Source organism: Shewanella sp. SM87, assembly GCF_025653705.1.
GTDB lineage: Bacteria > Pseudomonadota > Gammaproteobacteria > Enterobacterales > Shewanellaceae > Shewanella > Shewanella oncorhynchi.
Genome location: NZ_JAKKSC010000017.1, coordinates 102,131 through 117,349, shown reverse-complemented (window position 1 = coordinate 117,349; position 15,219 = coordinate 102,131). Strand labels below are relative to the sequence as shown.

Below are 15,219 nucleotides of genomic sequence, written 5' to 3'. Positions count from 1 at the left end.
GGTATTCCTCCAGATCTCTACGCATTTCACCGCTACACCTGGAATTCTACCCCCCTCTACAAGACTCTAGTTCGCCAGTTCGAAATGCTATTCCTAGGTTGAGCCCAGGGCTTTCACATCTCGCTTAACAAACCGCCTGCGCACGCTTTACGCCCAGTAATTCCGATTAACGCTCGGACCCTCCGTATTACCGCGGCTGCTGGCACGGAGTTAGCCGGTCCTTCTTCTGTAGGTAACGTCACAGATATAACGTATTAAGYTACACCCTTTCCTCCCTACTGAAAGTGCTTTACAACCCGAAGGCCTTCTTCACACACGCGGCATGGCTGCATCAGGGTTTCCCCCATTGTGCAATATTCCCCACTGCTGCCTCCCGTAGGAGTCTGGGCCGTGTCTCAGTCCCAGTGTGGCTGATCATCCTCTCAGAACAGCTAGGGATCGTCGCCTTGGTGAGCCATTACCTCACCAACTAGCTAATCCCACCTAGGTTCATCCAATCGCGAGAGGCCCGAAGGTCCCCCTCTTTCCCCCGTAGGGCGTATGCGGTATTAGCAGTCGTTTCCAACTGTTATCCCCCTCGACTGGGCAGATCCCTAGGCATTACTCACCCGTCCGCCGCTCGCCACCTCAGGAGTAAACTCCCTTGTGCTGCCGCTCGACTTGCATGTGTTAGGCCTGCCGCCAGCGTTCAATCTGAGCCATGATCAAACTCTTCAATTAAAGTTTTGTTGCTTCCGTCTTACGACTTCAGCGGCTCAATGAATTCTACTGTTTTGATTCGCTTTGCTCACTAAGAAGCATCGCGTTTCAATTCATACATTACTGTATGTACATATTACTATGAACACTCAATCATGCTTCCCGTTAAGGAGAATGACTTGAAAACATTGATTTAAATTTTTGACTGCCAACCCGAAGGTTAAGCAGTTTCGATTAACTCAACACCTGTGAGTGTCCACACAGATTTGCTTGATAAATTGTTAAAGAGCGTTGACCACACACTGAGTTTTCAGCGGGTCAGGGCTGCGTATTCTACGCATTCCCGTTAGTGCGTCAAGTAGTTTTTTCAACTTTCTCAACACTCATCGTTTAGCTTGCTAACCGATGAACTGCTTGGCTTTCTTTGCTTAACTTGCGTTTCGCTGTCTGCCGTGTCAGTGGATGCGCATTATAGGGAGATTGAAAAAGTCCGCAAGGGCTTTTTTGAGAAAAATGGATCTTTTTTTAATACTTTCAGTTAGTCACACAATACCCCCACTTTATCCTCAGACTTATCCACAAAATGGGTTTTAACGGTTAAATTTGCTACAGCGGCGGGTTAACTTTAGAGGCTATCGATAAGAATGAAATGATGTTCAATGGGGAATAACGACGATTAGCTATATAAAGAAGAGTAAGAATGTAATCCGGATGACATGGAAGTAAACGTGAGGCTTAATTCTAAATTAATGAAGAAATAAAAAGGCAACTTAGATAAGTTGCCTTTAGTGTACGTTTTATTCTACTTATTCAGTAGGCTTAATCTGTCAGCAGATTAACTTAACTTGCCGTGACATTGTTTGTACTTACGACCAGAGCCACAAGGACAAGGATCGTTGCGACCCACTTTGTCACCATCACGGATCATCGGTGCTTGCGCAGTGACAGCTTCATGCTCATCACCACCGCCAACAAGCGACTCTGCCGCTGCGTGTTGATAGTCGCGCTGGATCTTGGCATCTTCTTCACGACGACGCGCTTCCATTTCTTCCACATCTGACTGAGCCTGCACTTGTACTTTCGACAGCACACTGATGACGTCATGTTTCAAGGTGTTCAGCAGTTGTTGGAATAACTCAAACGACTCACGCTTATATTCTTGCTTTGGATTCTTCTGTGCGTAACCACGTAAGTGGATACCTTGGCGCAGATGATCCATCGCCGCTAAGTGTTCTTTCCACAGACCATCGAGCGTTTGCAGCATAACGGCTTTCTCGAACTGGCGTAGCACTTGTGCGCCAACCATTTCTTCTTTTGCCTTATACGCATCGCCCCAAGCAGTAATAATACGCTCACGTAGACTCTCTTCATGCAGATCGTCTTCTTTATCTAACCATTCCTGGATAGGTAATTTGAGCATAAATTCTTGGTGTAGACGTTGCTCTAAACCTGGGATATCCCACAGCTCTTCTACTGATTGCGGTGGAATATACTGATCAATTACTGCGCCAATCACATCGTCTTGGATGTTTTGGATAGTATCTTCAATACTTTCCGCATCCATCAACTCATTGCGCTGGGCGTAAACCACTTGGCGTTGATCGTTAGCGACGTCATCAAATTCGAGTAATTGCTTACGGATATCGAAGTTACGGGCTTCAACTTTACGTTGAGCGTTTTCGATTGCGCGTGACACCCATGGATGCTCGATCGCTTCGCCTTCTTCCATACCCAGCTTTTTCATCATGCCAGAAACACGATCCGAGGCGAAGATACGCATTAAGCTATCTTCCATCGACAGGTAGAAGCGTGATGAACCCGCGTCACCTTGACGACCCGCACGACCACGTAACTGGTTATCGATACGGCGTGATTCGTGACGTTCTGTGCCTAGGATATGTAAACCACCCGCAGCAACGACTTCATCATGACGAATTTGCCAATCGGCTTTGATCTTAGCTTTTTGCTCTGCTGTTGGATTATCGAGTTCATCGATTTCCATGTTCCAGTTGCCGCCAAGCACGATATCGGTACCACGACCTGCCATGTTCGTCGCAATAGTCACAGAGCCAGTACGGCCAGCTTGCGCGACGATTTCTGCTTCTCGTTCGTGGAATTTAGCATTTAAAACTTCGTGCGGGATCTTTTCCTGCACCATTAAGCGCGCTAACAGTTCAGACTGTTCGATTGATACTGTACCCACCAATACTGGCTGACCACGTTCACGGCAATCTTTAATGTCTTTAATGATCGCTTGATATTTTTCATCGGCGGTCTAAATCCGCCATATCCTTACGCACCATTGGACGGTTAGTAGGCACAACGACTGTGTCTAATCCATAGATGTGTTGGAATTCAAACGCTTCAGTGTCAGCTGTACCTGTCATACCTGCCAGCTTCTCGTATTGACGGAAGTAGTTCTGGAAAGTGATCGAAGCTAATGTTTGGTTTTCGTTTTGAATGTGTACGCCTTCTTTGGCTTCGACAGCTTGATGTAAGCCTTCTGACCAACGACGACCTGGCATAGTACGACCCGTGTGTTCATCGACTATGATGACTTCGTTGTCTTGTACTATGTAATCCACATCACGTTCAAACAGCGTGTGCGCACGAAGCGCCGCGTTGACGTGGTGTAACAGGGAAATATTAGCTGCAGAATAGAGTGAATCGCCTTCGGCTAACATGCCGCGCTCGATCAACAGGTTTTCTACTTTTTCTTGACCACGTTCGGTAAAATGCACTTGTTTGGCTTTTTCATCGATGCTGTAGTCGCCCTCACCCACAAACTCTTCCGTATCTTCTTTATCTTGACGGATAAGATTGGGGATCAGGGTGTTGATCTTGATGTATAGCTCAGAGCTATCTTCGGCAGCGCCAGAAATGATCAGCGGCGTACGCGCTTCGTCGATTAAGATTGAATCCACTTCATCGATTAGGGCGTAGTGCAACGGACGTTGAACCCGTTCTTGCGGTGAAAACGCCATGTTATCGCGCAGATAATCGAAACCAAACTCGTTGTTGGTCCCATAAGTGATATCGGCGTTATAGGCAGATTTCTTCTCATGTTGGCCAATGCCTGCGACGTTGATTCCTACGGTTAAACCAAGGAACTCAAACAGTGGGCGGTTATTCTCGGCATCACGACGTGCCAAGTAATCGTTCACTGTAATCACGTGGACGCCTTTGCCTGTCAATGCGTTTAAGTAGGCGGGTAAGGTTGCCGTTAAGGTTTTACCTTCACCCGTACGCATTTCAGCAATACGGTTGCTGTCGAGTACCATACCGCCGAGTAACTGTACGTCGAAATGACGCATATCAAATACACGCTTAGACGCTTCGCGTACTGTCGCAAAGGCTTCAGCCATGATGCTATCTAATGAAGCTCCAGCAGCTAAACGCTCACGGAACTCTGCGGTTTTCGCCTTTAATGCTTCATCGGTTAATTTTTCATAATCAGCTTCTAATGCGTTAATGCTAATAACGATCTTTTGAAGCCCTTTAAGGGTGCGGTCGTTGCGACTACCAAATACTTTTGTCAGTAATTTACCAAACATCTGAATCACTTATTCTCTGTAGGCCAAGTCCATGATGGAAACTAGAAGCCAATGTTTCAATTAACTTGCTTTGCGGTAGACAAACTTTTGTGGATCTATCTGCTGTCCGCCGCGCAACACTTCATAATGCACATGAGCCCCAGTTGAGCGCCCAGTGCTTCCCATACTGGCGATAGCATCGCCTTTTGCGACCACATCACCTACAGTCACTGACAAAGCTTTATTATGGCCATAACGCGTATGCAAACCGTTACCATGGTCGATTTCAACCAATTCGCCATAACCGAACATATTTCCAGCAAAAGTCACCACGCCTGCAGCAGTCGCAACAACTTTAGCTCCTTCTCGACCGGTAAAATCAATCCCCTTATGCACAGACCTGCGACCGTTGAAAGGGTCATTACGTAATCCGTAGGGCGACGACAACCAACCTTTATCGAGCGGGATACCTGATATATAACGTTCATCATCTATATGGTGGTTAGATGACACTGTTTCAAGTAGTGAAAGCTGAACATTATTATTGTCAATTCGTGATGCCAACTTATCCATATCGTCGATAAGCTGTCCGAGCTCGATGTTAGTGCCTAGTTCGCTCAAACCACCCACACCAACCTCGGATGAAAAATCAAAATCTTCATCCAACTTATTCTGCTGGGCGACCTGTTGACCTAAAGCTTCGAGACGGGTGATCTTGGCTTGCATACGTGCAACATGAGTCACAAGCATAGCCAGTTGAGACTCAGTAGCACTTTTAAGCTCTAAGACTTGTTTCTTTTGTTGTTCGCGCACGAGACGATCGTTATCGACACTGGCTTGCTGATCTTGAAATCGAGCGGAGTTGTGTTGATAAATACCGGACCCAGTGGCCAACAATAGTATTGGAAGTAGCAACCAGCGTTTACTGGGCTGCCAGCGTGTGACGCCATTCCGACCTTGAATAAATACTGTTACACTCATAGCCTAATTCAGCCATCTTATTATCATATGAAAAAGCCCCCTCAAGATCTCAGCCAATTACTGCATCAATCGGGAAAATTACCCGACCTTGCTGAGAAAGCGGAACTACTTATGTATCTGGATCAGCATGTGAAGCAGATTATTGCAGGTCCTGTTGCGGAGCAACTAAAAGTCGCTAATTTCCGCCAGGGTGTTCTTGTGGTTGAAACCACTTCGGCAGCCTGGGCTGCGCGAATTAATTTCCAAAAGCCGAAGCTATTAACCCAGCTTCAAGCAGAAACGCTCCCAATCCTTACCGCAATTGAAGTTAAAGTCAACCCGAGATTAGCAATGTATGACGCAAAGCCTAAACAGGGACATAAAGAATTAAGCCCAGCAGCAGCGGAGCACATTGCAGCATTAGCGGAAAATATTGGCGGTTCACTGGGTGAAAAACTAAAACGGCTGGCCTCATTGGCCAGCCGTAATAAATAATCTTACCGCTTTTTAAGCAAATACAGCGCCACCTGGTACGGTAAAGCTGACGGGGACATCGGCTTCTTTTTCGAAGCTGACCAACTCCCACGCATCTTGTTGCGCGAGTAAAGCACGCACCAATTGGTTGTTCAACGCATGACCAGTTTTATACGCAGTGAACTCACCTAAAATAGCGTGCCCAGCTACATATAAATCACCAAACGCATCTAGAATTTTGTGCTTAACAAATTCGTCCTCATAACGCAGGCCGTCGGGATTAAGGACGCGATATTCATCAAGTACAACAGCGTTTTCCATGCTGCCGCCCAACGCTAGGTTGTTGGCTCGCAAATATTCGATATCACGCATAAACCCAAAAGTACGGGCGCGGCTGATATCTTTCACAAAAGCAGAAGTTGAAAAGTCCATCACCACATGCTGTTGGCTACGAGCGATTTCTGGATGCGCAAAATCAATTTTAAAATTGACTCTAAAACCTTTAAACGGTTTTAACTCGGCCCATTTATCGCCATCTTCAACGCGCACAGGGCGCTTAATCTTTAAGTACTTCTTAGGCGCGGCCTGCTCTTTAATACCCGCAGACTGCAACAAGAAGACGAATGGGCTTGCACTGCCATCCATAATAGGAATTTCAGGCGCGTCCACTTCGATTACAGCGTTATCTATGCCTAAACCCGCAAGTGCTGCAAATAAATGCTCAATGGTCGAGATACGAATACCTTCGTCATTGACAAGTGCCGTACACATAGTGGTTTCACGAACTTGCTCCGCCTTCGCTGGGATGGCGACGGCAGGACTCAAATCGGTGCGCACGAGTACGATCCCTGAATTAACGGGCGCGGGCATAATGCTCAAAGTGACCTTGTTGCCAGAATGCAATCCGACACCAGTTGTTTTCACCATTTTCTGAACAGTTCGTTGAAATATCATTCAGTTACCCGTTTATATGCCAATTATAAAGCCTAATATTTGTACACTCAGCGTCGGCAAATCGAGCCGCACTGGTCCAACATAATAACATAACTTTATTATGTCACACAAATGCAGCTATGTTGTGGTATTGCCCAAAACGAACAACACCTCACATATTACGCTGGACTCAAACGCTCTCGCTAGTCGGCTTGCTTACGCAAAAATGCTGGAATATCAAGATAATCCAATTCATGCTTTGTCGATGGTGCAGGCGTAGGAGCTGGCTGCGGAGCCGCTGGCAACACGTTGCCTTTTGGCGCTGCATAGTTCACATGTGCAGCTTCTTCGACATAGGCTTCGACTTTTGGTTCAACAACTACAGGCTCTGGACGAGGTGCAGGTTTAGAAACCAATTGGATATCAGGACGCTTTTCAGCACCGATACCAGTAGCAACAACCGTTACACGCAGCTCATCACTCATTTCTGGGTCGATGACAGCACCAACCACGACAGTTGCGTTGTCAGAGGCATAAGCCTTAACATGATTACCGACAGTTTCGAATTCTTCGATACTCATGTCCATACCCGCAGTAATATTAACTAACACACCACGCGCACCGGCTAAGTCGATGTCTTCTAATAATGGGCTGGCAACAGCAGCTTCGGCCGCTTCTTCAGCGCGGTCTTCACCGCGAGCGACGCCAGTACCCATCATGGCATTACCCATTTCAGACATCACAGTCTTCACGTCGGCAAAGTCGACGTTAATCAGACCAGGACGAGTGATAAGCTCGGCAATACCTTGTACCGCACCAAGTAACACGTTATTCGCTGCGGCGAACGCATCGAGTAAAGAAGTACCACGGCCCAATACTTTTAATAATTTTTCGTTCGGGATCGTGATTAACGAATCCACGTGCTTAGCCAGCTCAGCAATACCTTGCTCAGCGTAAGCCATACGTTTTTTCCCTTCGAATGGGAAAGGCTTAGTCACAACCGCAACGGTGAGAATACCTTCTTCGCGTGCGATTTGAGCCACAACAGGTGCAGCACCTGTACCTGTACCACCGCCCATACCGGCAGCGATAAAGATCATGTCAGAACCTTTGATTGCCGCGCGAATGTTTTCGCGGTCTTCTTCAGCTGCAGCACGACCCACATCTGGGTTTGCCCCTGCTCCAAGACCTTTAGTGACATCGCGTCCTAATTGAATTGTTGAGCCAGCGCCTGATTTTCTCAGGGCCTGAGCGTCTGTATTGGTAACGATAAACTCAACACCTTCAATGTTGTGTTTGACCATATGTTCGACAGCGTTACCACCGCCGCCGCCAACGCCGATGACTTTAATCACCGCGTCGTCTGAGTGAGTATCCATGATCTCAAACATTGTCTGATCTCCGTGTTGCCTGCGTTATGAAAATTAAAATTCGCCCTTAAACCAGCTTTGGACCCGATTCCAAGCGCTAGTTACCCCTTGGCGCTCAGGACGTTCGAACTGACGTTCGATCACCCGTCGTGCGCCGTAATGAAGCAGTCCGACTCCTGTGGAGTAAATAGACTGGTCCACGTATTCATATAAACCTTTGATCGGTAGCGGTGACGCTACGCGAACTGGCATGCCAAAAGTCGCTTCCGCAATATCGACCACACCTTGAATCGACGCTGTGCCACCAGTGAGCACAATACCTGCGGCGATTTGATCTTCTAAACCACTGTCTTTCAACTCTTTGAGCACAAGCTCAAACAGCTCTTGGTATCTTGGTTCTACTACTTCGGCGAGCGTGTGACGTGACATGCTACGCGATGGACGACCACCTACCGATGGCACTTCAATACTGTCTTCGCGGCTCACCATAGAACTGCGAGCACAGGCGAACTGCACTTTAATTTGTTCAGCATGTGACGACGGCGTGCGGAAAATCTTCGCAATGTCGTTCGTCACTTGGTTACCTGCAACCGGTACAACCGCACAATGACGCAAAGCGCCATTGGTATATACCGCAATATCTGTAGTGCCACCGCCGATATCGACGATACACACACCTAAATCTTTCTCATCGAAGGTCAACACAGCATCGGCTGAGGCAATCCCCGAGAACACTAAGTCGTCAACCTTAAGGCCACAACGCTCAACGCTCTTAGTAATATTCTTCGCCATATCATTGGCGCAGGTCACTATGTGCACCTTGGCCTCCATACGCATACCGGACATACCGATTGGGCTGCGAATACCGTCTTGAACGTCGATTGCATATTCCTGCGGCAGCACGTGTAAAATGCGACGTTCGGTCGGTATCTTCACCGAGCGAGCCGTATGGATCACGTTATCAACATCTTCCTGTGTCACTTCTTCATCGTTGATCGATACCATGCCGTTTTCATTTTGGCAGGCGATGTGTTTACCCGAAATACTCAAGTAAACCGATGACACTTGGCAATCCGCCATTAATTCCGCTTGATCGAGCGCACGTTGCACACTGCGAACTATTGAATCTAAATCGTTCACGCCACCTTTATCCATTCCCCTTGAGGGATGGTTACCAAGGCCGACTATGCTGATTTCACCATCGGGCAGAACTTCGCCTATGATCACTGCGACCTTAGAGGTTCCTATGTCCAATCCGACGATAAGGTTTCTATCTTGGTTTTTGATCATTAATTATCGGCTCTCTTGTTTGTGCATCGCCCCAGCCTACGGCCAACCCTGTGTCGTAGCGCAAATCTACTCTGGCAACGGATTTCTCTTGTTTCGCCAAAACCGGATAAACAGTAATAAATCGTTGTATCCGTGCAATTTTATCTTCTCGACCCAAATCTAAAACGATACCGTTTCCAAGGGTCGCGTGCCACGCATGTCGTGGCGTTAAATTCAAACTGGCTAAGGTAAAGCCATTAATCTTTAGTAGGGAGTTGATCTGTGCATAGACAGTCAACACCTCAAGGCCCATATCATTTGGTCCAGATAACTGCGGTAAATGCTCAAGCTCTGGGTGCGATGGCGCTTCGAATACTTCTCCATGCACGTTCAACCACAAGTCACCATTCCAATGGGCTGCGGGTTGCTGCTCTTGCAAATACACCCTGAGTTTCGCTGGCCACTCACGCCTTACCGATGCGCGATATACCCAAGGCAAGGCTTCTAGTGCCTGCTGCACTAAGGTAATGTCAGCACTAAAAAAACTGCGTTGCATTAAATGCTGTAGTGCTACTTGTATATCTTTATCTGTGGTGTAAACCCGCTCACCTTTGATGGCAACGGCCTCAATCGGCAAGTTGCTGGCATCATTCAAAAATTTATGTAACTGATAGCCACCAAATACAAAACTGGCTACGATGAAGAATAAAAAGCCAGCCCCGCTCCACTGATACCAATTAAACCGTGACATTCTTGCCCGCCAGTGCCGCCTCTTATCACTCCAAGACACGCTTCATCCCACCTTTAACGACACCCATTAAAAACCACAGAAAACCGGCCATTATATAGACCAAAATCCTTTGGTCAAAATTTCCTTTTTCTCGCAGATCAAGCGCTAAAGATCAGCTTGCTTGCGCAGGTAATTCCACCACAGCAAACCCTAATCCAGACGACGCTAACTGTCGTGACAGGGCGCCAATATTACCCGCACCTTGGGTGAGTAATAAATCCCCGTCCTGCAATACATCGGGCAACACTTCTGCAAGCAGATCTGGGCTTGCGATAAAGATCGGATCTAGCTGACCACGCAAGCGAATTGAACGACATAATGCGCGACCATCCGCACCTGTGATCGGCGCTTCCCCCGCACTGTAAATATCGAGTAACAATAAGCAATCCACTTGCGATAACACTTCCACAAAATCCTCATACAAATCACGGGTACGAGTGTATCTGTGCGGCTGATACGCCATGACCAAACGTCTATCAGGCCATCCTGCACGCGCAGCTTTAATGGTCGCCGCAACTTCGCTGGGATGATGACCATAATCATCCACTAACATGACTTCGCCCTTCGGCGTAGCAAATTTGCCTAAATGCTGGAAGCGACGCCCTATACCTTGGAACTCCACTAGAGCCTGAGTAATAGCGTTATCGTCGATTTCATCTTCAGTCGCCACCGCAATGGCCGCTAACGCATTGAGCACATTATGTTGACCCGGTAAATTCAACACCAGATCGAGATCTTCTTTAGCTTTACGTCTGACAGTAAAACGGCACTGATGACCTTGCTGACTAAAATTAAGTGCTTGCACGTCCGCATCGTCACTGAAACCATAGGTCACGTGTTTACGGCCAATACGCGGCAGAATCTCACGCACGACGGCATCATCAATGCACACCACAGCAACACCGTAGAACGGCAAGTTGTGCAGAAAATCCACAAAAGTCGATTTCAGTTTTTCAAAATCACCGCCATAAGTATCCATATGATCAGCTTCGATGTTGGTCACCACACTGACCATAGGCTGCAAATGCAAGAAGCTCGCATCACTCTCATCGGCTTCGGCAATCAAATAACGGCTGGTGCCTAATCTGGCATTGGTACCGGCACTGTTGAGCAAACCACCAATCACAAAGGTTGGGTCCCGCCCAGCTTGACCATAAACGCTGGCGATAAGACTCGTTGTCGTGGTTTTACCATGCGTGCCCGCAATCGCCACACCATGTCGATAACGCATCAACTCGGCTAACATCTCAGCACGACGTACAATAGGAATACGTAATTCTTTAGCGGCAAGGATTTCTGGATTTTCCAGATTAATCGCGGTTGATATGACGACCACATCCACTTGCTGCACGTTTTCCGCGGCATGACCAATTTGGATCTTGGCTCCGAGTAAACACAATCTGTCGGTCACGGCATTTTGCGCAATATCCGAACCACTCACCTGATAGCCTTCGTTCACTAACACTTCGGCGATCCCGCCCATGCCCGCGCCGCCAATGCCGACGAAGTGAATACGCTTAATACGGCGCATTTCCGGGATCATGCTTCTCAGTTGTGCGTATCTTTCTGTCTTAGTCATGCTTATCCTTTCTCAGCAAGGCTGATGCACACTGCGGCAACTTGTTCAGTCGCATCCAGTACCGCAACGTCTCTCGCTCTTTGGCCCATACGGGCTAATTCTGTTCTGTCATTGGCGAGCAACTGTAATTTGTTCGCCAGTTTATTCACATCCAAGATGGCCTGTGGCAATAAGAAAGCTGCGCCAGCCTCAACCAATACTTGAGCGTTACGGGTTTGGTGATCATCCACTGCATGGGGATAAGGTACCAGAATACTCGGTAGCCCCACCGCTGCTAACTCAGACACAGTCAAGGCGCCAGCTCGGCACAATACCACATCAGCCCAGCGATAGGCGGCTTCCATATCGTCGATAAACTCAGCGATATTCACGCCACCATCTTGTCCTTGTTGCTGATATGCCGCCTTCACGCCCGTAAGATTATCTTTACCCACTTGATGCCAAACCGTCACAGACTGCTGCTGACTCAGTATCGCGACCGCTTCTGGCATAAGATCGTTAAATACTTTGGCGCCAAGGCTGCCACCGACCACGAGCACTTTTAAGGCTTTATCAGCCTCATGCTTAGGTTCTGCACCTAAGGCAATCAGTTCTTGGCGAATCGGATTACCAACGACCTTGGCCTTCACTGTGGTAAAGGTATTTTTAAAGGCGCATAACACTTGCGTCGCAATCCGCGACAACAACTTGTTTGTCATCCCTGGGATGGCATTTTGTTCATGCAGCACCAGTGGAATTCCAGCTAATCTTGCCGCAACACCACCTGGGCCACTGGCGAATCCGCCCATGCCAAGGACCACATCGGGTTTAAACTCAGCAATCACGGCCTTAGCCTGCAATATTGAACGCACCACTTTAAAGGGCGCCGCAAGTTTTCGGATCAAACCATTACCGCGCACACCTTTGATATCGATGAAATCAATATCAAATCCATACTGGGGCACTAAACGCGCCTCCATACGATCTGCCGTGCCTAACCAACGCACTTGCCAACCCTGTTGAGCTAAATACTTAGCCACCGCCAGTGCCGGGAACACATGTCCTCCCGTACCACCCGCCATGACTAAAATACGTTTTCCTGTTGGAGTCATCACTTCAATCTCCCTTGCACGGCCTGAACTAATGTCATGCGCCGCTCGTAATCAATGCGCAACAACATCATAGCTGCCGCAGTCATGACCCATAAACTACTACCACCGTAACTGATAAAAGGTAATGTCAGCCCTTTGGTTGGCAACATGCCGATACTCGCGCCGACATTCACCACAGTCTGGAAACAAATCCAAATACCGATGGCATAACCTAAATAACCTTCAAATGGCTTATCCATGGCTAAACACAAATTACCTAAACGAATCGATCTCAGCGCCACAAATAGCAGTACAGATAACACGGCAATAATGCCGATAAAGCCCAATTCTTCCCCGATCACGGCAAAGATAAAGTCAGTGTGCGCTTCGGGTAAATATTCTAATTTTTGAATACTATTTCCGAGCCCTTGGCCAAACCAATCACCTCGACCATAGGCCATCAAAGATTGAGTCAACTGGTAACCGCTACCGAAGGGATCTTGCCAAGGATCCATAAAGGAAGTCACTCGGCGGATACGATACGGTTCCAATAGCACTAGGGCCACGAACGCCAATACGCCCGCAAAAATCAAGGCAAAGAAATCGAGTAAACGCGCACCGGCTAAAAACAATAGACCAACCGTTCCCACAAATAGCACCACCACAGTACCTAAGTCGGGCTGCATCAAAATCAGCACAGCGTAAATCGCAAATACTGCAATCGGCTTATAGAAGCCTTTAGCATTCTCGCGCACTTCCTGATGACGCCTCACTAAGTAACCCGCCATATAGATGGCGAAGGCAAATTTAGCGACTTCCGCCACCTGGATGCGAATAGGGCCTATGGATAACCAACGCGTTGCACCGTTTACCGTAGTGCCAACCACCAATACAGCCAACAACATCAAACCCACAATCAACAACAACATGGGGCTCCAGCGCTGCCAAGTCTGCATCTCTACTCTTAGCACAAATGCCGCAATGAATAAGCAACCCACTAAATAACCCACATGGCGAGTCATAAAATAAAATGGGTTCCCCGTGAGCGTTTGCGCTTCAGGCATAGAGGCTGACATCACCATTACAAAGCCGAAGCTAATCAAAGACAACACAGCCGCGAGCAAAGCACGGTCGTACAATTGCACGCCCGGGACTTCGGTATCACGTTGCCAATTGGGTATTGCTAAACGCAAACGCCCAAATAGGCTAAGTTGTCTTGCATCACTCGCCATTAAGTTGTCCCACGAGGTTTCTAAAATCATCACCTCGAGCCATGAAGTTACTGTACATATCTAAACTGGCGCAGGCTGGCGATAATAAAACGATATCACCAGAGGTTGCCAATTCAGCGGCTTTCGCTACCGCAGCAGCCATAGTGTCGACTCTTATCGAGCCGTCTTTCAATGCAGCAATCTTTTTACCATCGCGGCCTAAGGTGATGAGGTGTGTGACTTTAGCTAAAGCCACAGCTAAAGGCTTAAAATCAGCCCCTTTACCGTCACCGCCAGCAATCAAAATAATATCGCCTAAGTGGTCACTCAAGCCATCGAGCGCGGCGACTGTGGCACCGACATTTGTCGCTTTAGAGTCATTGACATAGGTCACGCCATTCTTAACACCAACCACTTCACAGCGATGGGATAAGCCAGTAAAAGTACGCGCCACTTTTGCCATAACGTGCTTATCGACACCGACGACATCCACAAGCGCCATCGCCGCAAGTAGGTTGGCATGGTTATGACTGCCAATCAGTGACACTTCAGTAATCGGCATTATTTCGCTGCTGCCGTGATAAATCTTGCTGTCGCTGATGCCCCATTCGTCCGCTTCTGGCGCCGCTAAACCAAAACTGTTTTGGTTCATTGGTTCTGGCGGTACGGTCAGTTTATCGTCACGATTAAAGAGTACGGCACGGGTTTGTTTGTATAAGCGTAATTTAGCCTCGCGGTAGGCATCGATGTCACTGTATCTGTCCATGTGGTCTTCGCTGATATTCAAACAGGTCGCCACCACACACTTAAGACTGTGGGTGGTTTCCAATTGAAAGCTCGACAACTCAAGCACAAATAAGTCCGTATTTTCATGCAGTAAATCCAGCGCAGGCACACCGATATTACCTCCGACGGCAACAGCAATACCCGCTTCCCTTGCCATCTCGCCCACCAACGTAGTGACGGTCGATTTTCCGTTAGAGCCAGTAATACCAATCACACAAGGTTTACGGTCAGCAATCTCACGGGCAAATAGCTCCACATCGCCAATCACCTCAATGCCCATATCCACAGCGGCACGCACCTCTGGGGTATAAGTAGCAATGCCGGGACTAATAATGATCTGCGTCGCTTGCACAAGATAACGGCAATCGAATCCGCCAGAAATCAGCTTCACATCAGGAAAAGACGTTGCTAACGTTTCAGCACCCGGAGGCTGCCGACGACTGTCCATCACCAATGGCGTAATGCCCTTTCCACACAAATAGCGCACCACGGACAAGCCCGTTGCCCCTAAACCTAACACTATGTGTGAATACTGATTTTGCATA

At 47.9% G+C, this 15,219-nt stretch carries 10 protein-coding genes, 1 rRNA gene and 1 pseudogene; 1 reads left to right on the top strand and 11 read right to left on the bottom strand.

Annotated features, from left to right (window positions below; genetic code table 11):
• The 3 genes and pseudogenes from L5M11_RS14725 to L5M11_RS14715 all read right to left on the bottom strand — a co-directional run.
• A 16S ribosomal RNA gene (locus tag L5M11_RS14725) occupies positions 1 to 720 on the bottom strand; the annotation flags it as partial.
• Positions 721 to 1,534: 814 nt separating this feature from the next.
• Positions 1,535 to 4,253 (bottom strand): annotated as a pseudogene (gene secA / locus L5M11_RS14720) (preprotein translocase subunit SecA).
• 60 nt (positions 4,254 to 4,313) lie between these two features.
• Positions 4,314 to 5,213: a M23 family metallopeptidase gene (locus L5M11_RS14715; protein ID WP_105251201.1), complete on the bottom strand. Its 900-nt coding sequence runs from the start codon at positions 5,211 to 5,213 to the stop codon at positions 4,314 to 4,316.
• 27 nt (positions 5,214 to 5,240) lie between these two features.
• Here L5M11_RS14715 and L5M11_RS14710 point away from each other — a divergent pair, with 27 nt between their 5' ends.
• Positions 5,241 to 5,687, top strand: coding sequence for a DUF721 domain-containing protein (locus L5M11_RS14710; protein ID WP_106648311.1), 447 nt, complete (start codon positions 5,241 to 5,243; stop codon positions 5,685 to 5,687).
• A gap of 12 nt (positions 5,688 to 5,699) precedes the next feature.
• Here the strand turns inward: L5M11_RS14710 and lpxC are convergent, their stop codons facing one another.
• From lpxC to murD, 8 genes are all read right to left on the bottom strand, one after another.
• Complete coding sequence (gene lpxC, locus L5M11_RS14705; RefSeq protein ID WP_011845621.1) at positions 5,700 to 6,620, bottom strand: UDP-3-O-acyl-N-acetylglucosamine deacetylase; 921 nt, start codon at positions 6,618 to 6,620, stop codon at positions 5,700 to 5,702.
• A gap of 182 nt (positions 6,621 to 6,802) precedes the next feature.
• Positions 6,803 to 7,990, bottom strand: coding sequence for a cell division protein FtsZ (ftsZ, locus tag L5M11_RS14700; protein ID WP_106648312.1), 1,188 nt, complete (start codon positions 7,988 to 7,990; stop codon positions 6,803 to 6,805).
• 33 nt (positions 7,991 to 8,023) lie between these two features.
• Positions 8,024 to 9,259 carry a cell division protein FtsA gene (gene ftsA / locus L5M11_RS14695; protein WP_006079897.1) on the bottom strand — a complete coding sequence of 412 codons (1,236 nt, stop codon included), beginning with the start codon at positions 9,257 to 9,259 and terminating at the stop codon, positions 8,024 to 8,026.
• Positions 9,240 to 9,989 carry a cell division protein FtsQ/DivIB gene (locus L5M11_RS14690; protein WP_168826587.1) on the bottom strand — a complete coding sequence of 250 codons (750 nt, stop codon included), beginning with the start codon at positions 9,987 to 9,989 and terminating at the stop codon, positions 9,240 to 9,242. The genes ftsA and L5M11_RS14690 overlap by 20 nt, the downstream gene beginning before the upstream one ends.
• Positions 9,990 to 10,140: 151 nt before the next feature.
• On the bottom strand, positions 10,141 to 11,607 hold the full coding sequence (gene murC, locus L5M11_RS14685) for a UDP-N-acetylmuramate--L-alanine ligase (protein WP_105251197.1): 1,467 nt from the start codon (positions 11,605 to 11,607) through the stop codon (positions 10,141 to 10,143).
• Positions 11,608 to 11,609: 2 nt separating this feature from the next.
• Entirely contained in the window at positions 11,610 to 12,698 is a 1,089-nt protein-coding gene (gene murG / locus L5M11_RS14680; protein WP_263179059.1) for an undecaprenyldiphospho-muramoylpentapeptide beta-N-acetylglucosaminyltransferase, read from the bottom strand.
• The gene (gene ftsW, locus L5M11_RS14675) at positions 12,698 to 13,909 is read right to left on the bottom strand and encodes a cell division protein FtsW (protein ID WP_113941076.1); all 1,212 of its coding nucleotides are present in this window, start codon (positions 13,907 to 13,909) and stop codon (positions 12,698 to 12,700) included. Before ftsW ends, murG begins: the two co-directional genes overlap by 1 nt.
• On the bottom strand, positions 13,899 to 15,218 hold the full coding sequence (gene murD / locus L5M11_RS14670) for a UDP-N-acetylmuramoyl-L-alanine--D-glutamate ligase (protein WP_263179005.1): 1,320 nt from the start codon (positions 15,216 to 15,218) through the stop codon (positions 13,899 to 13,901). Before murD ends, ftsW begins: the two co-directional genes overlap by 11 nt.
• Position 15,219: the final 1 nt, after the last annotated feature.